The sequence below is a fragment of the Pseudomonas vanderleydeniana genome (assembly GCF_014268755.2).
Lineage (GTDB): Bacteria > Pseudomonadota > Gammaproteobacteria > Pseudomonadales > Pseudomonadaceae > Aquipseudomonas > Aquipseudomonas vanderleydeniana.
In genome coordinates this window covers 1,523,632-1,550,055 of the sequence record NZ_CP077093.1, presented here as the reverse complement: position 1 = coordinate 1,550,055, position 26,424 = coordinate 1,523,632, and the positions used below count along the sequence as shown (strand labels likewise).

Annotated in this window: 22 protein-coding genes; 11 read left to right on the top strand and 11 right to left on the bottom strand. The window is 64.2% G+C overall.

Going from position 1 to position 26,424, the window contains the following annotated elements:
- The first annotated feature begins 147 nt into the window (after positions 1–147).
- Both HU752_RS06885 and HU752_RS06880 read left to right on the top strand, forming a co-directional pair.
- The gene (locus tag HU752_RS06885) at positions 148–1,353 is read left to right on the top strand and encodes an aminotransferase class V-fold PLP-dependent enzyme (protein ID WP_186682140.1); all 1,206 of its coding nucleotides are present in this window, start codon (positions 148–150) and stop codon (positions 1,351–1,353) included.
- Complete coding sequence (locus HU752_RS06880; protein ID WP_186682142.1) at positions 1,350–1,760, top strand: SufE family protein; 411 nt, start codon at positions 1,350–1,352, stop codon at positions 1,758–1,760. The genes HU752_RS06885 and HU752_RS06880 overlap by 4 nt, the downstream gene beginning before the upstream one ends.
- Before the next feature lie 12 nt (positions 1,761–1,772).
- Here the strand turns inward: HU752_RS06880 and tcdA are convergent, their stop codons facing one another.
- Complete coding sequence (gene tcdA / locus HU752_RS06875) at positions 1,773–2,582, bottom strand: tRNA cyclic N6-threonylcarbamoyladenosine(37) synthase TcdA (RefSeq protein ID WP_186682144.1); 810 nt, start codon at positions 2,580–2,582, stop codon at positions 1,773–1,775.
- A 245-nt stretch (positions 2,583–2,827) separates the two neighbouring features.
- Between tcdA and HU752_RS06870 the strand changes: the two genes are divergently transcribed.
- From HU752_RS06870 to HU752_RS06855, 4 genes are all read left to right on the top strand, one after another.
- A complete protein-coding gene (locus HU752_RS06870; RefSeq protein ID WP_186682146.1) occupies positions 2,828–5,419 on the top strand; it encodes a glycosyltransferase in 2,592 nt (863 codons plus the stop codon).
- Between the two features lie 157 nt (positions 5,420–5,576).
- Complete coding sequence (gene dapE / locus HU752_RS06865; protein WP_186682148.1) at positions 5,577–6,728, top strand: succinyl-diaminopimelate desuccinylase; 1,152 nt, start codon at positions 5,577–5,579, stop codon at positions 6,726–6,728.
- A complete protein-coding gene (locus HU752_RS06860) occupies positions 6,728–7,537 on the top strand; it encodes a putative RNA methyltransferase (RefSeq protein WP_186682150.1) in 810 nt (269 codons plus the stop codon). Before dapE ends, HU752_RS06860 begins: the two co-directional genes overlap by 1 nt.
- A gap of 84 nt (positions 7,538–7,621) precedes the next feature.
- Positions 7,622–7,999 (top strand): hypothetical protein, encoded by a 378-nt coding sequence (locus tag HU752_RS06855; protein WP_186682152.1) that lies wholly within the window; start codon positions 7,622–7,624, stop codon positions 7,997–7,999.
- A gap of 213 nt (positions 8,000–8,212) precedes the next feature.
- Here the strand turns inward: HU752_RS06855 and HU752_RS06850 are convergent, their stop codons facing one another.
- Positions 8,213–8,422: a cold-shock protein gene (locus HU752_RS06850; RefSeq protein WP_017905023.1), complete on the bottom strand. Its 210-nt coding sequence runs from the start codon at positions 8,420–8,422 to the stop codon at positions 8,213–8,215.
- A gap of 244 nt (positions 8,423–8,666) precedes the next feature.
- Between HU752_RS06850 and plsB the strand changes: the two genes are divergently transcribed.
- The 3 genes from plsB to HU752_RS06835 all read left to right on the top strand — a co-directional run bounded on the left by plsB (position 8,667) and on the right by HU752_RS06835 (position 12,825).
- On the top strand, positions 8,667–11,156 hold the full coding sequence (gene plsB, locus HU752_RS06845; protein ID WP_186682154.1) for a glycerol-3-phosphate 1-O-acyltransferase PlsB: 2,490 nt from the start codon (positions 8,667–8,669) through the stop codon (positions 11,154–11,156).
- Positions 11,157–11,349: 193 nt separating this feature from the next.
- The gene (locus tag HU752_RS06840; protein ID WP_186682156.1) at positions 11,350–11,970 is read left to right on the top strand and encodes a hypothetical protein; all 621 of its coding nucleotides are present in this window, start codon (positions 11,350–11,352) and stop codon (positions 11,968–11,970) included.
- A 165-nt stretch (positions 11,971–12,135) separates the two neighbouring features.
- On the top strand, positions 12,136–12,825 hold the full coding sequence (locus HU752_RS06835; protein WP_186682158.1) for a DUF4197 domain-containing protein: 690 nt from the start codon (positions 12,136–12,138) through the stop codon (positions 12,823–12,825).
- A gap of 46 nt (positions 12,826–12,871) precedes the next feature.
- Here the strand turns inward: HU752_RS06835 and HU752_RS06830 are convergent, their stop codons facing one another.
- Both HU752_RS06830 and HU752_RS06825 read right to left on the bottom strand, forming a co-directional pair.
- On the bottom strand, positions 12,872–15,940 hold the full coding sequence (locus tag HU752_RS06830) for an efflux RND transporter permease subunit (RefSeq protein WP_186682160.1): 3,069 nt from the start codon (positions 15,938–15,940) through the stop codon (positions 12,872–12,874).
- Positions 15,941–15,946: 6 nt separating this feature from the next.
- Complete coding sequence (locus HU752_RS06825; protein ID WP_186682162.1) at positions 15,947–17,047, bottom strand: efflux RND transporter periplasmic adaptor subunit; 1,101 nt, start codon at positions 17,045–17,047, stop codon at positions 15,947–15,949.
- Between the two features lie 93 nt (positions 17,048–17,140).
- Between HU752_RS06825 and HU752_RS06820 the strand changes: the two genes are divergently transcribed.
- On the top strand, positions 17,141–17,776 hold the full coding sequence (locus tag HU752_RS06820; protein WP_186682164.1) for a TetR/AcrR family transcriptional regulator: 636 nt from the start codon (positions 17,141–17,143) through the stop codon (positions 17,774–17,776).
- 460 nt (positions 17,777–18,236) lie between these two features.
- Here the strand turns inward: HU752_RS06820 and HU752_RS06810 are convergent, their stop codons facing one another.
- Positions 18,237–19,025, bottom strand: a complete 789-nt coding sequence (locus HU752_RS06810) for a class I SAM-dependent methyltransferase (protein WP_186680837.1) — start codon at positions 19,023–19,025, stop codon at positions 18,237–18,239.
- Between the two features lie 93 nt (positions 19,026–19,118).
- On the opposite strand from HU752_RS06810, the gene HU752_RS06805 reads away from it, so the two are divergent.
- Complete coding sequence (locus HU752_RS06805; protein ID WP_186680839.1) at positions 19,119–19,733, top strand: energy transducer TonB; 615 nt, start codon at positions 19,119–19,121, stop codon at positions 19,731–19,733.
- Positions 19,734–19,749: 16 nt separating this feature from the next.
- Here HU752_RS06805 and HU752_RS06800 read toward each other — a convergent pair whose 3' ends face one another.
- From HU752_RS06800 to ppc, 6 genes are all read right to left on the bottom strand, one after another.
- Positions 19,750–20,577, bottom strand: coding sequence for an isocitrate lyase/PEP mutase family protein (locus HU752_RS06800; protein WP_186680841.1), 828 nt, complete (start codon positions 20,575–20,577; stop codon positions 19,750–19,752).
- Positions 20,578–20,610: 33 nt separating this feature from the next.
- Entirely contained in the window at positions 20,611–21,480 is an 870-nt protein-coding gene (locus tag HU752_RS06795; RefSeq protein WP_186680844.1) for a DUF72 domain-containing protein, read from the bottom strand.
- 13 nt (positions 21,481–21,493) lie between these two features.
- Positions 21,494–21,793 carry a hypothetical protein gene (locus HU752_RS06790; RefSeq protein ID WP_186681226.1) on the bottom strand — a complete coding sequence of 100 codons (300 nt, stop codon included), beginning with the start codon at positions 21,791–21,793 and terminating at the stop codon, positions 21,494–21,496.
- A 218-nt stretch (positions 21,794–22,011) separates the two neighbouring features.
- Positions 22,012–22,686 (bottom strand): tRNA (adenosine(37)-N6)-threonylcarbamoyltransferase complex dimerization subunit type 1 TsaB, encoded by a 675-nt coding sequence (tsaB, locus tag HU752_RS06785; protein WP_186680846.1) that lies wholly within the window; start codon positions 22,684–22,686, stop codon positions 22,012–22,014.
- Positions 22,687–22,776: 90 nt separating this feature from the next.
- A complete protein-coding gene (gene adk, locus HU752_RS06780; protein WP_186680848.1) occupies positions 22,777–23,424 on the bottom strand; it encodes an adenylate kinase in 648 nt (215 codons plus the stop codon).
- Positions 23,425–23,712: 288 nt separating this feature from the next.
- Positions 23,713–26,343: a phosphoenolpyruvate carboxylase gene (gene ppc, locus HU752_RS06775; protein ID WP_186680849.1), complete on the bottom strand. Its 2,631-nt coding sequence runs from the start codon at positions 26,341–26,343 to the stop codon at positions 23,713–23,715.
- Positions 26,344–26,424: the final 81 nt, after the last annotated feature.

The window sequence follows — 26,424 nt, the reverse complement described above, 5'->3', positions numbered from 1 at the left end:
CCGGACCGCTTTCGCGGGCAAGCCCCGCTCCTGCAAGGAGCCGCTCAACGCCGTACCTTGTAGGAGCAGGGCTTACCCGCGAAGAGGTCCTGACGATCGCCTCGATCACCGCAGGCAAACCGCGCTCCCACCACCAGGGCCCACACCATGCTGATACCCTCTCCCTGGCGCACCGACTTCCCGGCGATCGCTGCCCTGCAACGGCAGGACCAGACCTACCTGGACAGCGCCGCCACCACACAGAAACCACAAGCGCTGCTCGATGCCCTGACGCATTACTACGCCAATGGTGCGGCCAACGTGCACCGTGCCCAGCACCTGCCCGGCGCCCATGCGACCCAGGCCTTCGAGGACAGCCGGTTGAAGATCGGCCAATGGCTGGGTGCCAGCGACAGCGGCCAGGTCATCTTCACCCACGGCGCCACGTCGGCGTTGAATCTCCTGGCCTACGGCCTGGAACACCTTTTCCAGCAGGGCGACGAGCTGGTCATCAGCGCCCTGGAACACCACGCCAACCTGTTGCCGTGGCAACAACTGGCAAAACGGCGCGGGCTCAAGCTGGTGGTCCTGCCGATCAATGCCGCCGGCCTGATCGACCTCGACGCCGCGCTCAACCTGATCGGCGAACGCACCCGCCTGCTGGCCGTCAGCCAACTGTCCAACGTGCTCGGCGCCTGGCAACCACTGCCCCAGCTGCTGGCCCGGGCCAAGGCCTGTGGCGCCCTGACGGTCGTCGATGGTGCGCAAGGTGTCGTACACGGCCGCCATGACGTGCAGGCACTGGGCTGCGACTTCTATGTGTTTTCCAGCCACAAGCTCTACGGCCCCGACGGACTGGGCGTGCTCTATGGTCGCAACGAAGCGCTGCGGCAACTGCGCCACTGGCAGTTCGGTGGCGAGATGGTCCAGGACGCCGACTACCAGCACGCCAGCTTCCGCCCTGCTCCACTGGGGTTCGAAGCCGGGACGCCGCCGATCGCCAGCGTGATCGGCCTCGGCGCGACCCTCGACTACCTCGCCGGGCTGGACCAGCCAGCGGTGCTCGCCCACGAAGCGGCGCTGCATGCTCACCTGCTGCAAGGCCTGAACGTGCGCAATGGCGTTCACCTGCTGGGTGAACCGCAACTGGCGCTGGCCAGCTTCACCGTCGAAGGGGTGCACAGTGCCGACCTCGCCCACCTGCTGACCGAACAGGGCATTGCGGTCCGCGCTGGCCACCATTGCGCGATGCCGCTGATGAAACGGCTGGGGCTGACCGGAGCGATCCGTGTGTCGCTGGCGCTGTACAACGACTCCGATGATCTGGAGCGCTTTTTCGAAGCGCTGGACCAGGCCCTGGAGCTGTTGCGATGAGCTTGCCGAACGAAGCTCAGGCGGCCCTGGACAGCTTCCAGGCCGCAGCCGGCTGGGAACAGCGGGCGCGCCTGCTGATGCAGTGGGGCGAACGTCTGCCCGCGCTAGGCGAAGCCGAAAAAATCGAAGCCAACCGGGTGCATGGCTGTGAGAGCCAGGTCTGGTTGACGGGCAGCCTGCAGGACGGCCGGTGGCGATTCAGCGCCAGCAGCGATGCGCGAATGATTCGCGGGCTGGTGGCGTTGCTGCTGGTACGGGTCAATGGCCTGGGTGCCGAGGAGTTGCAGGGACTCGACCTGCCGGACTGGTTCAACCAGCTCGGACTCTCCCGACAGCTGTCGCCGTCGCGCAGCAACGGCCTGAACGCGGTGCTGCAACGGATGCGCGAACTGACCCGCCAGCCCTGAGCGGCACACGGGTTACTGCGGCCTGGCCCGCTCCGACGGCCGCCGCACACCGGCGACGAGCTTGTCCACCGCCTTGGTCGCCGCGACCATGCCGAACGTCGCCGTGACCATCATCACCGCGCCAAAGCCGCCGGCGCAGTCCAGCTTCACGCCATCACCGACAAAACTCTTCTGCAGGCAGATTCCGCCGTCCGGTTTGGGATAACGCAACTGCTCGGAGGAAAACACGCAGGGCACGCTGTAATGGCGATTGACCGTACGTGAGAAGCCATAGTTGCGGCGCAGGGTCGAACGCACCTTGGAGGCCAGCGGATCGTTGAAGGTACGGTTCAGGTCGCAGACCTGGATCTGCGTCGGATCGATCTGCCCGCCTGCACCACCGGTGGTGATGATCTGGATCTTGCGCCGCTTGCACCAGGCGATCAGTGCCGCCTTGGCGTTGACGCTGTCGATGCAGTCGATCACGCAGTCGATTTGCGGGGTGATGTATTCGGCCATGGTCTCGCGGGTGACGAAGTCCGTCACCGCATGCACCCGGCAATCCGGATTGATGCCCTTGAGCCGTTCGGCCATGACGTCGACCTTGGCCCGGCCTACCGTGCTGTCCAGGGCATGCAGCTGGCGGTTGCTGTTGCTGACGCAGACATCGTCCAGGTCGAACAGGGAAATCTCCCCGACGCCGCAACGGGCAATCGCCTCGGCCGCCCAGGAGCCGACCCCGCCCACTCCGACGATGGCCACGTGAGCCGCCTTCAGCCGTTCCAGCCCTTCAATGCCATACAACCGGGCAACGCCGGCAAACCGTGGATCTTCTGCACTCATGACCAATCACCGGAAAAATCGGCGCGCATTATAGGCCGATCGCGGGGCACAGGCACCTTCCGCCTACGAATGGCCGCTGCCAGGCGGAAAATGACAACATCTTCACAAGAAACCAGCTACAAAGACTTCAGGAAAGAACTTAAACCGGTGGCCACTGCCTAAGCTCCGCAGTGTTCTAGCACGAATCCCACGTGTAGGATGCGCGCCGCGCTGTTCAACGTTCTACTTCGGAACCCGAAATATCTATGTCATCGCGTAAATTTGGACTCAACCTGGTGGTGGTGTTGGCAATCGCCGCGCTGTTCACCGGTTTCTGGGCGTTGATCAACCGTCCGGTCTCGGCCCCCAACTGGCCGGAACACATCTCCGGCTTCTCCTACTCACCGTTCCAGCAAGGTCAGTTCCCACAGAAGGACCAGTACCCGACCGACGATGAGATGCGTCGCGACCTGGAGATCATCAGCAAGCTGACCGACAACATCCGCATCTATTCAGTCGACGGCACGTTGCAGGACATCCCCAAGCTGGCCGAGGAATTCGGCCTGCGAGTGACCCTGGGCATCTGGATCAGTCCGGACCAGGAGCGCAACGAACGGGAGATCACCCGCGCCATCGAACTGGCCAACACTTCGCGCAGCGTGGTTCGCGTGGTCGTGGGCAACGAGGCGATCTTCCGCAAGGAGATCACCGCCAAGGAGCTGGGCGTGCTGCTCGATCGGGTACGCGCGGCCGTGAAGGTACCGGTCACCACCTCCGAACAGTGGCACATCTGGGAACACAACCCGGAACTGGCCAAGCACGTCGACCTGATCGCCGCGCACATCCTGCCGTACTGGGAATTCATCCCGATGGAGAAATCCGAACAGTTCGTGCTCGATCGCGCCCGCGAACTCAAGCGCATGTTCCCGAAAAAGCCACTGCTGCTGTCGGAAGTCGGCTGGCCGAGCAACGGCCGCATGCGCGGTGGGGCCGACGCGACCCAGGCCGACCAGGCGATCTACCTGCGGACACTGGTGAACAGGCTTAACCGCCAGGGTTTCAACTATTTCGTGATCGAGGCCTTCGACCAGCCGTGGAAGGCCAGTGACGAAGGTTCCGTGGGCGCCTACTGGGGCGTGTTCAACGCCGCGCGCCAGCAGAAATTCAACTTCGAGGGCCCAGTGGTCGCCATCCCACAATGGCGTGCCCTGGCCGTCGGCTCGGTGGTGCTGGCCATGCTGTCACTGGCGGTCCTGCTGATCGACGGTTCGGCACTGCGCCAACGTGGTCGGACCTTCCTGACCTTCATCACCTTCCTCTGCGGTTCGGTGCTGGTGTGGATCGGCTACGACTACAGCCAGCAGTACAGCACCTGGTTCAGCCTGACCGTCGGTTTCCTGCTTGCCCTCGGCGCACTGGGCGTGTTCATCGTGCTGCTGACCGAGGCCCACGAACTGGCCGAGGCGGTCTGGACCCACAAGCGCCGCCGGGAATTCCTGCCGGTCGAGGGTGATTCGGACTACCGTCCGAAAGTCTCGATCCACGTGCCGTGCTACAACGAGCCGCCGGAGATGGTCAAACAGACCCTCGACGCCCTGGCGGCCCTCGACTATCCGGACTACGAAGTCCTGATCATCGACAACAACACCAAGGACCCGGCCGTCTGGGAGCCGGTGCAGGCCTATTGCGAAACCCTCGGCCCGCGCTTCCGCTTCTTCCACGTCGCACCCCTGGCCGGCTTCAAGGGCGGTGCGCTGAACTACCTGATCCCGCATACCGCCAAGGATGCCGAAGTCATCGCGGTGATCGACTCGGACTACTGCGTCGACCGCAACTGGCTCAAGCACATGGTGCCGCACTTCGCCGATCCGAAGATCGCCATCGTGCAGTCGCCACAGGATTACCGCGACCAGAACGAAAGCACCTTCAAGAAGCTCTGCTACTCCGAATACAAGGGCTTCTTCCATATCGGCATGGTCACCCGCAACGACCGTGACGCAATCATCCAGCACGGCACCATGACCATGACCCGCCGCTCGGTCCTGGAAGAACTGGGCTGGGCCGACTGGTGCATCTGCGAAGACGCCGAGCTGGGCCTGCGCGTGTTCGAGAAAGGCCTGTCGGCCGCCTATCACCACCACAGCTACGGCAAGGGGTTGATGCCCGACACCTTCATCGACTTCAAGAAGCAGCGTTTCCGCTGGGCCTACGGTGCGATCCAGATCATCAAGCGCCACACCGCGAGCCTGCTGCGCGGCAAGGACACCGAGCTGACCCGCGGCCAGCGCTACCACTTCCTCGCCGGCTGGCTGCCGTGGGTGGCCGACGGCATGAACATCTTCTTCACCGTGGGCGCCCTGCTCTGGTCGTCGGCGATGATCATCGTGCCGAACCGGGTCGACCCGCCACTGATGATCTTCGCGATCCCGCCACTGGCGCTGTTCTTCTTCAAGGTCGGCAAGATCCTGTTCCTCTACCGGCGCGCGGTCGGCGTCAACATGAAGGACGCCTTTGCCGCCGCCCTGGCCGGCCTGGCGTTATCGCACACCATCGCCAAGGCGGTGCTGTACGGCTTCTTCACCAGCAGCATTCCGTTTTTCCGCACGCCGAAGAACGCCGACAAGCACGGCTTCTGGGTAGCAATCTCGGAAGCGCGTGAAGAGCTGTTCATCATGCTGCTGTTGTGGGGCGCGGCGCTGGGGATCTACCTGGTACAGGGCCTGCCGGGCAATGACATGCGCTTCTGGGTTGCCATGCTGCTGGTGCAGTCGCTGCCCTACGTGGCCGCGCTGTTCATGGCCTTCGTTTCCTCGCTGCCGAAACCGGCCGAGGAACCCGAGCAATTGCCAGCCGCGTAAATACGCAGGAGCCGGATACCCGAGGCGACGGCTTCGCGGATAAATCCGGCTCCCACAGCCTTTGGTCGCCGTTTTGCTTTAAGATATCCGCCATTTCGAGCGCCTCTATCTTGTGGGGCCGGCTTGCCGGTTCCCATGAAAAACACCGGAGTTTTCCATGACGGCCCACGCCGAGCTTTCGCCGACCCTGCAACTTGCCTGTGATCTGATCCGCCGCCCCTCGGTGACGCCGGTCGACGCCGACTGCCAGAAGCTGATGATGCAGCGCCTGGGCGATGCGGGCTTCCAACTGGAGCCGATGCGCATCGAGGACGTGGACAATTTCTGGGCCACCCACGGTCGCCATGACGGCCCGGTGCTGTGCTTCGCCGGCCATACCGACGTGGTCCCGACCGGTCCGGTCCAGGCCTGGCAGAACGATCCGTTCGATGCACTGATCGACGAACACGGCATGCTCTGCGGACGTGGCGCCGCCGACATGAAGGGCAGCCTCGCGGCCATGGTCGTGGCGGCCGAGCGTTTTGTCGGCGACTACCCGGACCACAAGGGCTCGGTAGCCTTCCTGATCACCAGCGATGAAGAAGGTCCGGCCCATCACGGTACCAAGGCCGTGGTCGAGCGCCTGGCCGCGCGCAAGGAGCGCCTGGACTGGTGCATCGTCGGTGAACCGTCGAGTACCTCGCTGGTTGGCGACGTGGTGAAGAACGGCCGTCGCGGCTCCCTCGGCGCCAAGCTGACCATTCGCGGCGTACAGGGCCACGTGGCCTACCCGCATCTGGCGAAGAACCCGATCCACCTGGCCGCGCCCGCGCTCGCCGAGCTGGCCGCCGAACACTGGGACAACGGCAACGCGTTCTTCCCGCCCACCAGTTTCCAGATCTCCAACGTCAACTCCGGCACCGGTGCGACCAACGTGATCCCCGGCGAGCTGGTGGCACTGTTCAACTTCCGTTTCTCCACCGAATCGACCGTCGAAGGCCTGCAGCAGCGGGTCGCGGCCATCCTCGACAAGCACCAGTTGGACTGGCACGTAGACTGGGCGCTGTCCGGCCTGCCATTCCTGACCGAACCGGGTGCACTGCTCGACGCGGTGTCGTCCAGCATCCGCGAAATCACCGGACGCGAAACCAAGGCCTCGACCAGCGGCGGCACCTCCGATGGGCGCTTCATCGCGACCCTCGGCAGCCAGGTGGTGGAACTCGGCCCGGTCAACGCGACCATTCACCAGGTCAACGAACGGGTCCTGGCCAGTGATCTCGATGTGCTGACCGAAATCTACTACCAGACCCTGATCAAGTTGCTCGCCTGATGCTCACCTGCCCTCTCTGCAGTGCACCGCTGGGCGCGGTCGACAATGGCGTGGCCTGCCCGGCCGGACATCGTTTCGACCGGGCCCGCCAGGGTTACCTGAACCTGCTGCCGGTGCAGCACAAGAACAGTCGTGACCCGGGCGACAACCAGGCCATGGTCGAGGCCCGGCGCGATTTCCTCAACGCCGGGCACTATGCGCCGGTGGCCCGTCGCCTGGCCGAACTGGCGGCCGAGCGCGCACCGCAACGCTGGGTGGATATCGGCTGTGGCGAGGGCTACTACACCGCGCAGATCGCCGAGGCCCTGCCGGCAGCGGATGGCTATGCCCTGGACATTTCCCGTGAAGCGGTGAAAAGAGCCTGCCGCCGCAACCCGCAACTGACCTGGTTGATCGCCAGCATGGCGCGCATTCCCTTGCCGGACGCCAGTTGCCAGTTTCTCGCCAGTGTCTTCAGCCCGCTGGACTGGCAGGAAGCCAAGCGCCTGCTCAGCCCCGGTGGCGGCCTGATGAAGGTCGGGCCAACCAGCGGGCACCTGATGGAGCTGCGCGAGCAGTTGTATGACGAAGTCCGCGAGTACACCGACGACAAGCACCTGGCCCTGGTACCGCAAGGCATGGCGCTGCAGCACAGCGAAGTCCTCGACTTCAAGCTGCGCCTGGAGCAGCCCGCCGATCGCGCCAACCTGCTGGCCATGACCCCGCACGGCTGGCGCGCCAGCGCCGAACGTCGTGCCCGGGTGATCGAACAGGCCGAACCGTTCGAGGTCAGTGTGTCGATGCGCTACGATTACTTCGTTCTGCAATGAGCCCCATGACCCACCTCGCCAACCCCGGTTGGCGACCGCCAGAATCCGCGAATGGATTTTTCAGCAGCCGCAGCGAGGACATCCATGCGCCAGCCTGATATCGAGATTTACCTGAAAGACGCCGACGTCGACCACAAGGCGATTACCGCCTGGCTGAACGAGGCGCTCGGCCCTTGCACCGAGTGGACCCAGAAAGGCCAGACCTGGAAATGCAAGGCTGGTGGCGTACCGGTGACCTGGCTGCCCAAGGCCGTGGGCAAGTGGAACAGCCTCTACCTGGAAAGCGACCAGACCCCTTGGGACGACGATATCGCCTGTGCCCGCGCCGCCTTTGCCGCGCTGCAGGTGGAGGTGCGTTGTGCGCCAGGCAGTTGGGTCGAGGAGGAAGGCGAGGAAAGCGCCGACCGCTGGATTCGCATCAGCGCCGACGGCGAGGAAGAGATTACCTGGCGTACGGCCTGAATCAGACAAAGCCGGCACTGGCCGGATCTACGCTGGCCAGTACTGCCATGGCCGAACCTTGTGGCGAGCGGGCTTGCCCGCGCTGGGGCGCGAAGCGGCCCCAAGCCCGGCAACTGCGCTCTTACAGACGTATCGCTGCCAGCTGATTTACGGCTGCTGTGCAGCCGAGCGCGGGCAAGCCCGCTCGCCACGAGGTTGGCCCCTCACTCACGGTTACAAGCCCACCACGTCCTCGGCCTGCAGGCCCTTCTGGCCTTCCACCACCGCGTACTCGACCTGCTGACCCTCGGTCAGCGAACGATGGCCCTGGCCACGGATCGCACGATAGTGCACGAACACATCCGCCCCACCTTCACGCTGGATGAAGCCGTAGCCCTTGGCATCGTTGAACCACTTCACATTGCCTGTCTCGCGAGTTGCCATGAATCCGTACTCCATTTTTATTATTGAGTGAACCCCGCTCGTAGGGTTCTCCAAGCCTGGTCGCCAGAACTTGGGATGACATTCGCAGGTCATACCGTCGATGGCGAGTACCGGAGTATATGACAGCCCGGAAAACTCTCAATCAATATTACTTCGTTGCGTTTTTGCCGATTTTCGCCAGATACGGCACACTACGCCCCGCCCGAGCAAACGCTCGGTTCACTCCACCTGAAGCAGAAACCGTATGACCCGTTCGCCGTTCCGTCGCCTTGTGTTTGGCACCCTGCGCCGTCTCCTGTACCTGTGGGTGCGCTCGGAGACGATCAACCAGTCGTCCCTGAGCCTAAACCTCGACCGCAGCCGTCCGGTGTTCTACGTCCTGCAATCGCCATCGCTGAGCGACCTGGCGGTGGTCGACCGTGAATGCACCCGCGCCGGCCTGCCACGCCCGGTACTGCCGGTGTCGGTCGGCCCGCTGATGGAACCGGCGGCATTCTTCTACCTCACCCCGGAACCCGACTGGCTGGGCCGTCATGACAAGCGCGGCGCCCCGCCGACACTGACCCGCCTGGTCGATGCCCTGAGCCAGAACCCCGCCGAAGACGCCCAGGTCATCCCGGTCAGCGTGTTCTGGGGCCAGTCGCCGGACAGCGAATCGAGCCCGTGGAAGCTGCTGTTCGCCGACAGTTGGGCGGTCACCGGCCGCTTGCGGCGCCTGCTGAGCATCCTGATCCTCGGCCGCAAGACCCGCGTGCAGTTCTCCGCGCCGATCCACCTGCGCGAACTGGTGGAGCACAACAAGGGCCACGAGCGCACCGTGCGCATGGCCCAACGCATCCTGCGGGTACACTTCCGCAACCTGAAGACCGCGGTGATCGGTCCCGACCTGTCGCACCGGCGCAACCTGGTCAAGGGCCTGGTCAACGAGCCGCAGGTGCGCCAGGCGATCCTCGAACATGCCCAGCGCGAGAACATCCCGGCGGAGAAAGCCAAGGCCCAGGCCCTGCGCTACGGTAACGAAATCGCCTCGGACTACACCTACACCGCGATCCGCTTCCTCGAGGTGGTACTGAGCTGGTTCTGGAACAAGATCTACGACGGCATCCGCGTCAACCATATCGAAAACGTCCAGGCCGTGGCCCAGGGGCACGAGGTGATCTACGTCCCCTGCCATCGCAGCCACATCGACTACCTGCTGCTGTCCTACCTGCTGTTCCGCAACGGCCTGACCCCACCGCACATCGCCGCCGGGATCAACCTGAATATGCCACTGATCGGTAGCTTGCTGCGCCGTGGCGGTGCGTTCTTCATGCGCCGTACCTTCAAGGGCAACCCGCTCTACACGGCGGTGTTCAACGAATACCTGCACACGCTGTTCACCAAGGGTTTCCCGGTGGAGTACTTCGTCGAGGGCGGACGCTCGCGCACCGGGCGCATGCTGCGCCCCAAGACCGGCATGCTCGCCATCACCCTGCGCAGCTTCCTGCGCTCCTCGCGCATGCCGGTCGTATTCGTGCCAGTCTACATCGGCTATGAGCGGGTACTGGAAGGCCGGACCTATCTCGGTGAACTGCGCGGTGCGAGCAAGAAGAAGGAGTCGATCTTCGACATCTTCAAAGTTATCGGTGCACTCAAGCAACGCTTCGGCCAGGTCGCGGTCAACTTCGGCGAGCCGATCAAGCTGGCCGAGTTCCTCGACCAGGAACAACCGGGCTGGCGCGCTCAGGAACTGGGCCCGCAGTTCAAACCGGACTGGCTCAGCGCAACCACCAACCGCCTGGGCGAACGTGTGGCCCGCAATCTCAACGAAGCCGCGGCGATCAACCCGGTGAACCTCGTAGCCCTGGCCCTGCTGTCCACCAGCCGCCTGGCCCTGGACGACCGCGCCCTGGCCCGGGTGCTCGACCTCTACCTGGCCTTGCTGCGCCAGGTGCCGTACTCGCCACACACCACCCTGCCCGAGGGCGATGGCCGCGCGCTGATCCAGCACGTCAAGGACATGGACCTGCTCGCCGAACAGAAGGACGCGCTGGGCAAGATCCTCTACCTGGACGAACAGAACGCGGTACTGATGACCTACTACCGCAACAACGTCCTGCACATCTTCGCCTTGCCGGCGTTGCTGGCGAGCTTCTTCCAGAGTTCGTCGCGCATGAGCCGCGAACAGTTGCTGCGTTATATCCGGGCACTGTACCCGTACCTGCAGTCGGAGCTATTCATCCGCTGGTCGCTGGACGAACTGGACGATGTCGTCGACCAATGGCTCGCCGCCTTCGTCGAGCAGGGCCTGCTGCGCTTCGAGAACGGGGTCTACCTGCGTCCGGCACCGAGTTCACGCCACTTCGTGCTGCTGACCCTGCTGTCGCGAAGCATCGCCCAGACCCTGCAACGCTTCTACATGGCGATTTCGCTGCTGCTCAACAGCGGCCAGCAGAGCATCAGTGCCGAGGAGCTGGAAGACCTGTGCACGGTCATGGCCCAGCGCCTGTCGATCCTGCATGGCCTCAACGCCCCGGAATTCTTCGACAAGAGCCTGTTCCGCCACTTCATCCAGACCCTGCTCGACCTCGACGTCCTGCGGCGCGACGAAGCCGGCAAGCTCAGTTATCACGAGCTGCTCGGCGAACTGGCCGAAGGCGCGGCCAAGCGGGTATTGCCGGCGGAAATCCGCTTGTCGATCCGCCAGGTGACGCTGCACGACACCGGCCCGGAACAAAACACCGACCCCGCCTGAACCTCACCGGCAACCCCAGGCTGGCGACAGCCTGGGGGGCCACGGCCTAGCCCGCCAGAATCAGACAAACGGCCTGGCTGCGACAGACAATTCGGCAAAGCAACAGCGATCTTTCTTCGCCGAATTTACCCGGCAAACACTCGTATAGACTGGATCTTGCGTCGCCTTTGACGCGTTCGATAAGGACATCGAGATGATTGCGAAAAACGTCGTGACCGCTGTTTTCCACTTTCCGCCGGATTACACCATCCCACCCCGGGCGCAAACCCGGATCACCCTGCGCAACCGTGACACGCATGTCGTGCTCGGCACCTGGAGCAGCACCGAGCTGCCGCCACACAGCCCCTGGCGCTTTGCCTTCGAGCTGCAGCAGGACCCGCGCCACAACAGCAGGGTCGAGATCGAGTTCGACATGAGTGTCGATGGCGCCCCGCTGCTGGCCGACATCCGCTACAGCTTCAGGTGGCGACGGGACAACCAGGAAGAAGTCTTTCACCTGAGCCCACCCGGCTACCTGTACCTGAGTGCCGCGCTGGTGCCGCTGATCGGCACCGACGAAAACACCCTGGCCAGCCTGAAGCTGGTCGCCCTCAACGAACCGGGCCTGCCACCCTACATCCTCTGCGAGGAAATCACCCTGCTCAAAGGGGCGATTCCCCGCTACCTGCGCTACGACCCCAGCCGGGTCAAGCCCGGCCAGCTCTATGAAACCCAGGGCAGCTTCGGCAGCCGGCGCAAATTCACCCTGAAACCCATCCCGCGGACCGTCGTGCTGCTGAAGGAAAAGCCGCAGAACCTGACCCTCAGGGCCTGAAGAGCGGAAGTGCCTTCGATCAGCGCTCGCATCGAACCCGCCGGCCAGCTACTGTTGTCATCAGCGGACCGCCCGGCGTTCGTTTGAACGGCCCTTGCCAGGGCCTTGCGCTGCCTGCCGAGTCCGCCCGGTCATTTTTTCATTCTTCGCATAAGGAAGCTTCCCATGCTCCGTCCTTCCCTCCGTCTGGCCAGCCTCTGTGCCGGCCTGCTGATCTCCGCCAATGCCCTGGCCCTGTCGCTGGGCAGCCTGTCCCAGGGCGAAGCCTCGGGCGGGCTCAAGGACGCCCTGGCCCAGGGGGCCGTCGCCGCCGTCACGACGCTCGGCAAGCCGGGCGGCTTCAGCAATAACCCTGAAGTGAAGATCGAACTGCCGGGCAAACTGGGCAAGGTCGCCAGCAAGATGAAACAGTTCGGCATGGGCGCCCAGGTCGACCAGCTGGAAACCAGCATGAACAAGGCCGCCGAGGCAGCCATGCCACAGGCCCAGGCACTGTTGGTGGACGCGGTTAAAAAGATGACCGTGACCGATGCCAAGAGCATTCTCACCGGCGGCAAGGACTCGGCGACCCAGTACCTGGACAAGACCAGCCGCGAGCAGATCCGCGCCAAGTTCCTGCCGATCGTCAAGCAGGCCACCGACCAGGTCGGCCTGGCCCAGCAATACAACTCGTTCGCCGGGCAGGCAGCGACCCTCGGCGTGATTGACGCCAAGAGTGCCAACATTGAAAGCTATGTGACTGAAAAGGCCCTGGACGGCCTGTTCAAGATGATCGCCCAGAAGGAGGAAGGCATCCGCGCCAACCCGGCGGAAGCCGCCACCAGCCTGGCGAAGAAGGTGTTCGGCGCGCTGTAGGGGCCGAATCGGGGGAGCCCGCGAGCTGGCTCCCCCAACGATTTCATCACTCGGCTGCGGTTTTCTTCACCCGGAACCAGCCGGCATACAACGCCGGCAGGAACAGTAGGGTCAAGGCCGTCGCCACGATCAGGCCACCCATGATCGCCACCGCCATCGGTCCGTAGAACACGCTACGCGACAGTGGGATCATCGCCAGCACCGCTGCCAGCGCCGTCAATACGATCGGTCGGAAACGGCGGACCGTCGCCTCGATGATCGCCTGCCACTGCGACATGCCCGCACGGATGTCCTGTTCGATCTGGTCCACCAGGATCACCGAGTTACGCATGATCATCCCCGACAGGGCGATGGTCCCGAGCATCGCCACGAAACCGAACGGCTGGCGGAACACCAGCAGGAACAGCGTGACGCCGATCAGGCCCAACGGCGCGGTGAGGAACACCATCGCCACACGCGAGAAGCTGCGCAATTGCAGCATCAGCAGGGTCAGCACGACCACGATGAACAGCGGTACACCGGCATTCACCGAGGCCTGGCCACGCTCCGAATCTTCCACCGTTCCGCCCACGTCCAGCAGATAGCCATCCGGCAGCTCGGCGCGGATCGAATCCAGGGTCGGCATGATCTGCCTGACCAGGGTCACGGGTTGCTCCTGGCCGTAGATATCGGCGCGAATGGTCACGTTCGGCAGACGGTTACGGTGCCAGATGACGCCTTCCTCGAAGCCGTACTCCAACGTCGCGATCTGCGACAGCGCAACGCTGGCGCCATTGTCGGTGGGCACCGCCAGGCTCGACAGTGCCGACAGCTCGGTACGTTCATGCACGGTGCCGCGCAGGAGAATCTCGATCAGCTCGTTGTCCTCGCGGTACTGGCTGACGGTCGAACCGGTCAGCGAGCTCTGCAGGAAACGCGACAGGTTCGCCGTGCTCACGCCCAGCGCCCGGGCACGGTCCTGGTCGACGTTGAGGTAGACCACCTTGCTCGGCTCTTCCCAATCCAGGTGCACGTTGACCACATGGGGGTTCTCGCGCACCTTGGCCGCCACCTTGCGAGCCAGGGCCCGTACCACCTCGATATGCTCGCCGGTGACCCGGAACTGCACCGGATAACCCACGGGCGGACCGTTCTCCAGGCGCGTGACCCGCGAACGCAGCTCGGGGAACTGCTCGTTGAGGGTTTCGATCAGCCAGGTCCGCAGTTTCTCGCGGTCCTCGATGGTCTTAGCCAACACCACGAACTGGGCAAAGCTGGCCGCCGGCAACTGCTGATCCAGCGGCAGGTAGAAACGCGGTGAGCCGGTACCGACATAGGCCACGTAGTTATCGATGCCGTCATGCCCCTTGAGCAGAGCCTCCAGGCGCTTGACCTGTTCGGCGGTATTGCTCAGCGACGCGCCTTCGGCCAGCTTCAGGTCGACCATCAGTTCCAGTCGCCCGGAGGCCGGGAAGAACTGCTGGGGCACGAAGCGGAACAGCGCCACCGACGCCACGAACAACAGGATGGTCAGCATGATCACCGTCTTGCGTCGCCGCACGCACCACTCCACCAGGCGGCGTACCCGTTGGTAGAACGGCGTGGCATAAGGGTCCGGCTGGTCGGGGCCGTGCTTGGCGGCATGGATCTTCGCCAGGTCCGGCAACAGCTTTTCCCCCAGGTACGGCACGAACATCACCGCCGCGATCCACGACGCCAGCAGGGCGATGGTCACCACCTGGAAGATCGAGCGAGTGTACTCGCCGGTGCCCGACTGTGCGGTGGCGATCGGCAGGAAGCCCGCAGCGGTGATCAGCGTACCGGTCAGCATCGGGAATGCGGTGCTGGTCCAGGCGTAGCTCGCCGCCTTGAGCCGGTCGAAGCCCTGCTCCATCTTGATCGCCATCATTTCCACGGCAATGATCGCGTCGTCCACCAGCAGGCCCAGCGCCAGAACCAGCGCGCCGAGGGAGATCTTGTGCAGGCCGATCCCCAGGTAGTACATAGTGGCAAACGTCATCGCCAGCACCAGCGGGATCGCCAGCGCCACCACCATGCCGGTCCGCACGCCAAGGGAGAAGAAGCTCACCAGCAGCACGATCGCCAGGGCCTCGACCAGCACCTGGACGAACTCGCCGACCCCGGTCTTGACCGCCGCCGGCTGGTCGGAAACCTTGCTCAGGTGCATGCCCGCCGGCAGGCCTTTCTGGATGCGTGCGAACTCGGCCTCCAGCGCCTTGCCCAGCACCAGGATGTCGCCACCGTCGTTCATCGCCACGGCCAGGCCGATGGCGTCTTCACCCATGAAGCGCATGCGCGGTGCCGGTGGATCGTTGAAACCACGACGCACCTCGGCGATATCGCCGATCCGCAGGGTCCGGTCACCGACCCGGATCGGGAAGTTGCGAATCTCGTCGACGCTCTTGAAGTTGCCACTGACCCGCAGCTGCACACGCTCCGTCGGCGTTTCGAAGAAGCCCGAGGTGGAGACCGCATTCTGCTCCTGCAACGCCTGCTGCACCGCCGCCAATGGCACGCCGAGGGTCGCCAGCTTGACGTTCGACAGTTCGATCCAAACCTTTTCGTCCTGCAACCCGAGCAGGTCGACCTTGCCCACGTCCTTGACCCGTTGCAGCTGGATCTGGATACGATCGGCGTAGTCCTTGAGCACCGCGTAGTCGAAGCCGTCGCCGGTCAGCGCGTAGATGTTGCCGAAGGTGGTACCGAACTCATCGTTGAAGAACGGCCCCTGGATATCCGGCGGCAAGGTCTGGCGGATGTCGCCGATCTTCTTGCGAACCTGGTACCAGAGTTCGGGGATCTGGTCCGAGTGCAGTGAATCGCGGGCCATGAAAGTGACCTGGGACTCACCCGGGCGCGAGAACGACATGATCCGCTCGTACTCGCCGGTTTCCATCAGTTTCTTTTCAATGCGCTCGGTGACCTGCCGCGACACTTCCTGGGCCGTAGCCCCGGGCCAGCGCGTCTGGATCACCATGGCCTTGAAGGTGAACGGCGGGTCTTCGCTCTGGCCGAGCCTGGTGTAGGACATCGCTCCGACCATCGCCAGCAGCAGCATCAGGAACAGGACGATCTGGCGATTGCGCAATGCCCATTCGGAAAGGTTGAAACCCATCGGGGACTACTCCTTGGCCGCCAGGTTGACGACACGATTGGAGCGATCCACCGGACGCACCTGTTCACCTTCGTGCAAGACATGCACCCCGGCCGCGACCACCCAGTCGCTGGCGCTGAGACCCTCGAGCACCGGCACGCTTTTCTCGCCGAAGGCGCCGATCCGTACCGGGGTGCGCTTGAGCGTGTTGTCGGGCTGGACTTTCCAGACATAGGCGGCGCCGTTTTCCGCGGTGAGCGCGGACAACGGCACCGACAGCGGCACCGCACCCGCCGCCTGAACGAAGACCCGGGCACTCTGGCCCAGTTCGGCAGGGGTCTTCCCGGCATTGAAGGCGATGCGTGCGGCGAAGGTCCGGGAGCGCGGATCGGCCGCCGGCGACAGCTCGCGGATATGCCCGTTGAAACGCTGGTCCGGCTGGGACCAGAGCTCCACGGCGACCTCCTGGCCGACCTTGAAGCGTCCGAAAGCCTGCTCCGGGAAACTGATCAGCACTTCACGCTCACCGTCAGCTGCCAGGGTGAAGACGGTCTGCCCGGCCGCCACCACCTGGCCCACCTCGACCTGGCGCTTGGCGATCACCCCATCCTGCGACGCCCGCAGGACCGCATAGCCGGCCTGGTTGCTGGAGACATCGAACTCCGCCTTGATCTGCTTCAGGCGAGCTTCACCGGCACGGTAGGCATTTTCCGCATTGTCGTATTGCGAACGGCTGACCATCTGCCGGTCCAGCAGGGTCTTGTAGCGATCGCGCTCGGAGCGCACCAGGTTCAGGTTCGCCTCGGCGGCCGCAACCTGGGCCCGGGTGGCCTCCAGTTGCAGGCGCACGTCCTGCGGGTCAAGCTCCGCCAGCGGCTGGTTGGCCTTGACCCGTTGCCCCTCCTCGACCAGGCGTCGGGCCACCTTGCCACCGATGCGAAACGCCAGTTCGGGCTCGAAACGGGCGCGCACCTCGCCGGGATAACTGTCCATGGCCTGGGCCGACAACTGCGGCTGAACCACCATGGCCGGACGCACGGTGACCTGGGCGGCTTCTTCATGGCCACAGCCCACGAGGAAAAACGCTAGACTGGCGGGTAACGCAAGGGGCAGGACATAGCGGAACATGGTGGAGACCCTTCGCTAAAGAGTGCTTGAAATAATTATACTGGTCAGTATGGTATTTATACCAAACTGACCAGTCCAGTATTAAAGTGGAAAATGTCTGACAATCTTTCTGTGCCCAGCGGCCCCGGTCGCCCCAAGGACCTGGCAAAACGCCAGGCCATTCTTGAAGCGGCGAAAGATCTGTTCCTGAGTAATGGATACGCCAGCACCAGCATGGACGCGGTAGCAGCAGCGGCAGGTGTTTCAAAGCTGACGGTCTACAGCCACTTCAACGACAAGGAGACCCTGTTCTCCGCCGCGGTGGTTGCCAAGTGCGAGGCGCAGTTACCCGAACTGCTCTTCGCCCTGCCCGAGGGCGTGCCGGTCGAAACGGTACTGCTCAATATCGCCCGGGGTTTCAATCTGCTGATCAACAGCGAGGAATCGGTGAACCTGCACCGCCTGATCATGGCGCTGGGCAGCCAGGACCCCAAGCTGTCGCAGATTTTCTTCGAGGCCGGCCCGCAGCGGATGCTGACCGAGATGGAGCGCCTGCTGACCAGGGTTCATCAGAGTGGCGCCCTGGTCATCGACAAGCCGAATCGCGCCGCCGAGCACTTTTTCTGCCTGCTCAAGGGCGCGGCGAACTTCCGCCTGCTGTATGGCTGCGGCGAGCCGCTGAATGCCGAAGACAGCGAGGCGCATGTGCGCGAGGTGGTGGGGCTGTTCATGCGGGCCTATCGACCCTGAGCCATCTCGCGCAGAACACCTGTTTCCCGTGGCGAGCGGGCTTGCCCGCGTTGGGCTGCAAGGCAGCCCCAAAGCCTGGCACCGCGTGCTACCAGATCAGCCGGGGTTGCTGATTTTGGGGCTGCTGTGCAGCCCAGCGCGGGCAAGCCCGCTCACCACCGGTGTATTTCGCCTTCAGACGCCAGGTTTGAGTGCCTTCTTCGCCTCAATGTCGCCTTCCAGTCCATGGTTGGGCCTGGGCCCTTCGATGCACGGAGCCTTTGTTCATGCAGGCCTATCGGCCCTGAGCCATCTAACGCGGAACACCTGTATTCTGTGGCGAGCGGGCTTGCCCGCGTTGGGCTGCAAGGCAGCCCCAAAGCCTGGCACCGCGTGCTACCAGATCAGCCGGGTTTGCTGATTGGGGGCTGCTGTGCAGCCCAGCGCGGGCAAGCCCGCTCACCACCGGTGTATTTCGCCTTCAGACGCCGGGCTTGAGTGCCTTCTTCGGATAGATGTCGTAGCGACTCGACTTGCCTTCCAGTCCATGGCTGGGCTTGGGCCCTTCGATGCAAGGAGCCTTGCGCGGGCGCTTGACCACCACTCGGTGGGTCGCCAGCGCCAGGGCTGCCTCGAGCAGCGCCGGAGCGTCCGGATCATCCCCGACCAACGGCCGGAACAGACGCATTTCCTTCTTCACCAGGGCGGTTTTCTCACGGTGGGGGAACATCGGGTCGAGGTAGATGACCTGTGGCGGCTCTCCTTCCCAGTTGCGCATCACCTCGATGGAGTTGCCCTTGAGCAGCTGCATGCGTGACACGATCGGCGCCACCTCCGGATTATCCAGGCCACGGGCCAGGCCGTCCTCCAGCAAGGCACCGATCAGCGGCTGGCGCTCGACCAGGCTCATCTCGCAACCCAGGCTCGCCAGCACGAAGGCGTCCTTGCCCAGGCCCGCAGTGGCATCCAGCACCCGCGGACGCACGCCCTGCTGGATACCGACCGCCTTGGCGATCATCTGGCCGCTACCACCACCGTACAGGCGTCGATGCGCCGCGCCGCCCTCGACGAAGTCCACCCGCACCGGCCCCGGCGCATCCGGACCCAGCTGCTGCAGTTGCAGGCCTTGCCCGGACACCTGCAGGGCGAACTCCGCCGCAGGCTCCTGCAAGGGCAGTTGCAGGCGCTGGGCCCATGCTTGCGCCTGGGATTCAAGCCCTTCGGCCAAGGCTTCGACTCGGATCCGCACGGCCGTTTGCTGCTCACTCATGAAAAACACGCTCAAAAATTTAATGATCGGCAAAAACGGCCGATAACAGAATGATTCGGCATTTTGCCAGAGCTGGGGCCACGACCGAGAGCCATGTCAGACATTCAGCGCACATCCATAGGTTATCTGTCGCCCGTCGGCGATTACGGCCTGCGAAACTCCCAGGCACTGAGTGGCGTCAGCCACCTGTGGCAGGACTTTTTCGCCCGGGCGATGGCCGAGCAGGTGGGAGATGCGCCGAAACAGGCAGTGGCCGAGCTGCCGGTCGATGGTCCGATCGAACCGACCGCAGGCGCCGAGACACTGGCGCAGATCGTCGAGCAGTTGCACTGCGAAATCACCGACAACCCGGTGCGGCCACCGGAACCGCTGTTCCTGCCGATCGCCGAATTCGAACTCGACCTGCTGAAAAAACCGGCCCCGCCCTACCCCGACGACGAAATCATCGCCCAGCAGCGCCAACAGGATTTCGAGAGCGAATGGGTTCGCCCGATCGTACTCACGGCCGGCCAGCCCCAACCCTCGCCTGGCCCGGCACCGCAAAAACGCCCGCTGCACCTACCGATTGCCGAGCTCGAACTCGACCTGCTGCCGAAGCCGGCGCTGCCCTACGACGAACAGACCCTGGTCAAGCAACAGCAGGCCCTGGACTACGACCAGAACTGGGCGCGCCCGCTGGTGGCGCACAACCTGCGCCTGGCGGCCTGAACCGCCATCGCCCACTTCAGCCCTTGAACATCTGGTTGATCCTGCCGAACGGCATGGCCTGTTCGGCAAAACCGAAGGTGCCCTGCCCGCGGATCTCCTGCGCCGCCTGGTAGAACGCCCCGTACGCCGCCCGCGCCAGCACCGAACCGACGCTGATACGCTTGACCCCCAATGCCCCCAGGTCCGCCACCGACAACGCTATGCCACCGGACATCAGCACATTGACCGGCTTGGGCGCTACCGCCTTGACGATCGCGCGAATTTCCTCGGCCGTGCTCAGATCGGGGGCGTAAAGCACGTCGGCCCCGGCCTCGGCAAACGCCTGCAGGCGGCGGATGGTGTCATCCAGATCCCGCCGCCCGACCAGAAAGTTCTCCGCCCGAGCGGTCAGGGTGAAATCAAACGGCAGGCTGCGCGCCGCCGCCACCGCCGCCTCGACCCGCTCGACCGCCAGCGCAAAGGGGTAGATCGGCTCTTCGGGATTGCCCGTGGCATCCTCGATGGAACCGCCAACCAGGCCGACCTCGGCCGCCATCAGAATGGTCTGGGCGCACCCTTCGGGGCTGTCGGCGTAGCCGTTCTCCAGGTCCGCCGCCACCGGCAACGTCGTGGCCCTGGCAATCAGTCGGGCGTTCTCCAGGGCATCGGCCCGGCTGACCGCACCCTCGGCGTCCGGACGCCCCAGGGAAAAGGCCAGCCCGGCACTGGTCGTGGCCAGGGCTTCGAAGCCCAGCGCCGCCAGCATCTTCGCCGAACCGGCATCCCAGGGATTAGGCATCACGAAGGCCCCGGCACGCTCGTGCAGGGCCTTGAAAGCTTGGGCTCGAAGGGTTTGCGCATCCATGGGAGCAACTCCTGGCAGAAGAAACGGGAAGCGTCAGAGCAGACCGAGTTGCTCCGCAGCGGGCTCTCTGTATAGCTCAGGCAGGGCTGGCAGGCCAGGCAAACGTTCCTGCAGGCGCTCATGAAAGCGCTGCGCCAGTTTCGGCGCCAACAGGTTGTCCGAGGTGTGCAGGAAGATATAGGGCGTGCGCCCTTCCTCGATCCAGACGGCCACCTTCTCGACCCAGGGCGTCAGGAAGGACTCGTTCGCCGCCAGTTCCGGGTGACCGATGAAGCGAACCTGCGGGAACTGGGTGAAGGCGGCCGGACGGGGCGGCACCCTGGGTTTCTTCGATTGGGCATGCAGCACCGCCGGCTCGGTCGAGGTGCAACTGAACAGCGCCCGCGGATCGAGACAGATACGCTCCACCCCACGATCGAGCAACAGGCGATTGAGCATCCGCTCGGCATCGCCTTTGGCAAAGAACTCCGGATGGCGGACCTCGATGGCCAGCGGCTGCTGCAGATCATCGATGAAACCGGCCAGTTCGCTCAACCGTTGCGGCGCGAAACTCGCCGGCAATTGCAGCCATAGCGGCGATACCCGCGCGCCCAAAGGCTTGAGCAATTGCAGGAATTCCTCGGCCGCTGGCAGTTGCGCGCGCAAGTCGCCACCATGGCTGATGTCCCGGGGAAATTTGGCCGTGAAGCGGAAATGTCCTGGCATGGTCTGCGCCCAGCGTTCCACCGTGCTCGGCGCCGGCCGGGCGTAGAACGTGGTATTGCCTTCGACAGCGTTGAAGACCTGGCTGTAGAGGACGAGAAAGTCCGTCGGACGGGCGTTTTCCGGATACAGGAACTCGCGCCAGGCGTTTTCACTCCAGGACGGACAACCCAGGTAGTAGGGAATAACGGAATCGGTCATGCCACCGATTAGATCAGATATGCAGGTCCAGACCCAACACTTCCATGTCCCACTCGACGAAACCGGCGGTGGTCAGGTAGCTGGCCAGCGCGGTAGCGACGCTCCGGCTCATGGAACGGTGGAAGATCATGTCCTGCGGACGGGCCGGCAGGTTGGCCAGGCGCTCACCGGCAGCCTCGGCACGGGCAGCGACCTCGGAGAGGTCATCGCTGTCGCCGCTCAGCAGTTCCTCATCGGCATCCAGCACCACGCCGCCCTTGCGGGGCTTGCGCTTGATGGAATAGGACTGTGAGGAAACGCCGTCTATACGCATTGGTGGCATGCTCGGTATCGATGATGGCAATTTAGCAGTACTTGCCGTACGTGGCTATTGTCCAAGTGATAACCAGACCACATAACCAATAAAAGGTTTTCACACAACGCCGCCTGCGTGTGCAAAACATGACGTACGGCACATTTTTGACTGCTACGAGCGACATCCCGAGCGCCCGGCTTCAAGCTTCAGTGTAGCTTGAAAAATTTACCCTGGCTTCAGCGGGCCTTGGGGGTGGCGACCTTGTCACGCAGGTAGACCGGCTGGGCTTGGTCGGCCACGATGGCTTCACCGCGCGCCCAGGCAAAACGCGCCAGGGCCAGCAGGTCCTGGGCATCGGGCAGCATGCCGGCATCCTGGCCGCTCAGTGCGACCTTGATCCGCTCGCCATAGCCCCAGCCGGTCCCCGCACCGAACCAGGAGCCAACGGCCCCCTCCGGCAACGCCGCGACTTCCGGTGGCAATACGGCCTCGAGACCGGCCAGGCGCATCTCGCCGGCCTCTTCGCGATAGCAGCCCCAATACACCTCATCCATCCGCGCATCGATGGCCGCCGCAACCTGGCGGGCACCCTGCTCGCGCAATGCCCGTTGGGCCAGCACTGCCAGGTTGGACACCGGCAGCACCGGACGATCCAGGGCGAACGCCAGGCCCTGGACCACGCCGATGGCGATTCGCACGCCGGTAAAGGCACCCGGCCCACGTCCGAAGGCGATGGCATCCAACGCCGACAGGCCGATCCCGGCATCCGCCAGCAACTGCTGGATCATCGGCAGCAGCTTCTGCGCATGCAGGCGTGGGATCACCTCATAGTGGCTCGTCACCTTGCCGTCGTGCAGCAAGGCAACGGAGCAAGCTTCAGTCGCGGTGTCCAGGGCCAGCAAGGTGCTCATCGATGTTTCCGTCAGGTCAGAATGAAAAAGTTCGACAGTATAAACAACAACAGCCCGCAAGCGGGCTGTTGTAGAGAGGCAATGCGATGATCAGTTCAGCGCTTCGAGCACCTTGCCGGTGATCGCTTCAACCGAACCGACGCCAGCGATGTGGCTGTACTTCGGCTTGCCCTGGGCAGCCGACAGCTTCTGGTAGAAGTCCACCAGCGGCTTGGTCTGGGAGTGATAGACCGACAGGCGGTGACGAACGGTTTCCTCGGTGTCGTCCTTGCGCTGAACCAGGTCTTCGCCGGTCACGTCGTCCTTGCCTTCAGCCTTTGGCGGGTTGTAGACGACGTGGTACACGCGACCGGAAGCTTCGTGGACGCGACGGCCGGCAATACGCTGGACGATCTCTTCGTCGTCGACGGCGATCTCGACCACGTGGTCCAGCTCGACACCGGCCTGCACCAGGGCTTCAGCCTGGGGAATGGTGCGCGGGAAGCCGTCGAACAGGAAGCCCTTGGCGCAGTCGGCCTGGGCAATACGGTCCTTGACCAGCGCGATGATCAGGTCATCGGACACCAGGCCACCGGCATCCATGATGCCCTTGGCCTTGACGCCCAGCTCGGTGCCGGCCTTGACCGCGGCACGCAGCATGTCGCCAGTGGAGATTTGCGGGATGCCGAATTTCTCGGTGATGAACTTAGCCTGAGTACCTTTACCGGCCCCGGGAGCTCCCAGCAGAATGACGCGCATCGATGTGCTCCTCAATTTTTTATTTAGAAACGCTCGGATTCGCCTCTTGGGGCCAATCTCAACATATAGGGTAACAGCCGCCCAAACGGCCAAGGGCTGATCAAGATACACAGCCGACCGACCCCACACAAGCCGCCCAAAGTCGCAAGGAGTCGAGCCGACGCGACGGCACAAACCTGCTACCGCGGGTCGCAACCCGACCACAAAGTATCGAGCAGCCGGGTACGGCCATGCCTGACCGGACGGTCGTACCCACCCCTGCGCCTGCCGCTCGACCGCCCCACGACCTCAGCCGGTATTGCGCAGCCCTGCGGCGATACCCGCCACGGACACCAGCAAAGCCTGTTCCAGAGGGCTGTCCTGGGCACTTTCCTGGCGTCGCGTACGTGCCAGCAATTCGGCCTGCAACAGATGCAGCGGGTCCAGGTAGGTATTGCGCAGGCGAATGAACTCCAGGGTCTCGGGACTGTGGGCGAGCAGTTGCGACTGGCCGGTCAATCCCAGTACCACCGAGCACGCCTGCGACAATAGGTCGCGTAAGTGCGCACCCAGCGGCAGCAGCTCCGCCTCCACCAGGCGCTCGTCGTAGGATCGGGCGATATCGCTGTCGGCCTTGGCCAGGACCATCTCCAGCATGTCGATACGGGTGCGGAAGAACGGCCACTGCTCGCGCATCTGCTCGAGCAGCTTGCCCTGCCCGCGCTCCAGCGCATGGCGCAGGGCCGTCTCCCAGCCAAGCCAGGCCGGCAGCATCAACCGCGTCTGGGTCCAGCCGAAGATCCACGGAATCGCCCGCAGGCTTTCTATCCCACCCGCGCGGCGCTTGGCCGGCCGGCTGCCCAGCGGCAGGCGCCCGAGCTCCTGTTCCGGGGTCGACTGGCGGAAGTACTCGACGAACTGCGGGTTGTCGCGTACCTCGGCACGGTAGGCGCGCACGCCGTCCACCGCCAGTTCGTCCATCAGCTTGCGCCAGGCCGGTTGCGGCAACGGCGGCGGCAGCAAGGTGGCCTCGAGCACGGCCGCCAGGTACAGGTTGAGGTTCTGCTCGGCGATGTCCGGCAGGCCGAACTTGAAGCGGATCATCTCGCCCTGCTCGGTGGTGCGGAAACGCCCTGCCACCGAGCCTGGCGGCTGCGACAGGATCGCCGCGTGAGCCGGGCCACCGCCACGGCCGACGGTACCGCCACGACCGTGAAACAGCAGCAGCTCGACCTGTTGTTCGCGGCAGATCTCCACCAGCCGCTCCTGGGCACGGTACTGGGCCCAGGCCGCCGCCGTGGTACCGGCATCCTTGGCCGAGTCGGAATAGCCGATCATCACTTCCTGCGGCCCCTGCAGGCGTGAGCGATAACCGGGCAGCAACAGCAGGCGCTCCATCACCGGCCCGGCATTGTCCAGGTCGGCCAGGGTCTCGAACAGCGGCACCACGCGCATCGGCCGCAGCACCCCACACTCCTTGAGCAACAGCTGCACCACCAGCACATCGGACGCCGCGCCAGCCATGGAGATGACATAGGAACCGAGGGAGGCCGCCGGCGCCGCAGCGATCTCGCGGCAGGTCGCCAGCACCTCGGCGGTGTCCGCCGACGGCTTGAAGCAGGCAGGCAACAGCGGTCGACGGTTGCCCTGTTCGCGAATCAGGAAGGTCAGCCGGGCATCCTCATCCCAATCTTCATAACGCCCCAGGCCCAGGTAGTCGGTGATTTCGCTCATGGCCGCGGCATGCCGCGAGGAATCCTGGCGCACGTCCAGGCGGACCAGGAACAGGCCGAAGGTCACCGCCCGCCGCAGGCAGTCGAGCAATGGCCCGTCGGCAATCACGCCCATGCCGCACTCATGCAGGGACTGGTAGCACAGTTGCAACGGCCCCAGCAGTTCGTGATTGTGCTGCAGGACCTGCTCCGAAGCCGGCTGCGTCGACGCCAGCGAGTCATGCGCCCACTGCCGGGTTGCGCGCAACCGCTCGCGCAACTGCTTGAGCACCGCGCGATAGGGCTCGGCGCTGTTGCCGGCCTGGGCCCGCAGGGCTTCGCTGGCATGCTGCATCGACAGCTCAGCGGCCAGGTGATCGACATCGCGCAGGTACAGGTCGGCGGCCATCCAGCGCGCCAGCAGCAAGACTTCACGGGTCACCCTGGCCGTGACATTGGGGTTGCCGTCACGGTCGCCGCCCATCCAGGAAGCGAAGCGGATCGGCGCCGCCTCCAGCGGCAGATGCAGGCCGGTGGCGGCATGCAGGGCCTCGTCGGCCTTGCGCAGGTAATTCGGAATCGCCTGCCAGAGCGAATGCTCGATCACCGCAAAACCCCACTTGGCCTCATCCACCGGGGTCGGCCGGGTGCGGCGAATCTCCTCGGTGTGCCAGGCTTCGGCAATCAGTCGCTGCAGGCGCTGGCGGATCTGTTCGCGTTCGGCGCCGGTCAGGTCGCGATGGTCCTGCAACGCCAGTTGCGCGGCGATCGCGTCATATTTCTGGATCAGAGTGCGCCGCGCCACTTCGGTTGGGTGAGCCGTCAGCACCAACTCGATATCCAGGCGGGCCAGTTGCCGCGCCAGTGAGTCGTGATCATGGCCTTCAGCCTGCAGGCGGGCGAGCAGCTCCGGCAGGGCACGCGCCTCGAACGGTGCCGGCTGGGACTCGTCACGCCGGTGGATCAGCTGGTACTGCTCGGCGATGTTCGCCAGGTTGAGGAACTGGTTGAACGCCCGGACCACCGGCAGCAACTCGTCGTCACCGAGATCGTCGAGGCTGGCACTCAGCTCGGTACTGGCCGCATCGCTGCGATCGGCCTTGGCGCTCTTGCGAATACGCTCGATCTTGTCGAGGAACTCATCACCGTGCTGGTCACGGATGGTATTGCCCAGCAACTCACCCAGCAGGTGAACGTCTTCACGCAAACGCACATCGATATCTGACATCGGCAGGCTCTCCGGCGGACTTTGGGACGCTTCCCTGCTCCCAAGAGTGCACCACGGCGCCAAGTGCTTACAAGCCGGCAA